The sequence below is a fragment of the Burkholderia sp. COPS genome (genome assembly GCF_019425585.1).
GTDB lineage: Bacteria > Pseudomonadota > Gammaproteobacteria > Burkholderiales > Burkholderiaceae > Burkholderia > Burkholderia cepacia.
Window position 1 is genome coordinate 2,741 of the sequence record NZ_WIXR01000100.1, and the last position, 483, is coordinate 3,223.

2 pseudogenes (1 of these 2 running past the window's edge) are annotated in these 483 nt (G+C 65.6%); both read right to left on the reverse strand.

The annotated features are described in order from the left end of the window. A pseudogene (locus FOZ70_RS37715) lies at nt 1-85 on the reverse strand (hypothetical protein); it reaches 273 nt to the left of the window's first position. Between the two features lie 124 nt (nt 86-209). Then, nucleotides 210-483: pseudogene (locus FOZ70_RS37720) on the reverse strand (ABC transporter permease); the annotation flags it as partial.

Sequence of the window (483 nt, forward strand, 5' to 3'; positions counted from 1 at the left end):
CCGAGCCGGGGCCGTCGTGGAGCAGGTTGCAGGCGGCAAGGAGGGTCGATGCACCGGCGAGTGTCAGCAGCGTCTGGAACTTCATGGATATCCGTTATCGGGTGAACGCCGCGTAGTCTGCAACGTCCGCGTATCGTGCGCGGTATCCATTTGTAACCAATTGCACGGGCGCGATCGCGCCTCCGCTTCGCCCGCGCCTGCTGACGCCCCTACTGCCGCTCCTGCTTCACGCGGCTCACGAGTTGCGTCGGGCTCACGAACTGCAGCGCGATGACCACCCATACGAGCGTGATGGCCATGTAGATCATCGCCATCGCGTCGATCGACTGCGGCGCGCGCACGCCGGTCGAGAACACCGCGTAATACAGCGCGACGACGAGTGTCTGCGTGCTCGGCCCCGCGGTGAAGAAGGTCAGCTCGAACATCCCGATCGTGCGCACCAGCACGAGCAGCCCAGCCGCGAGCATGCCGGGCACGAGCAGC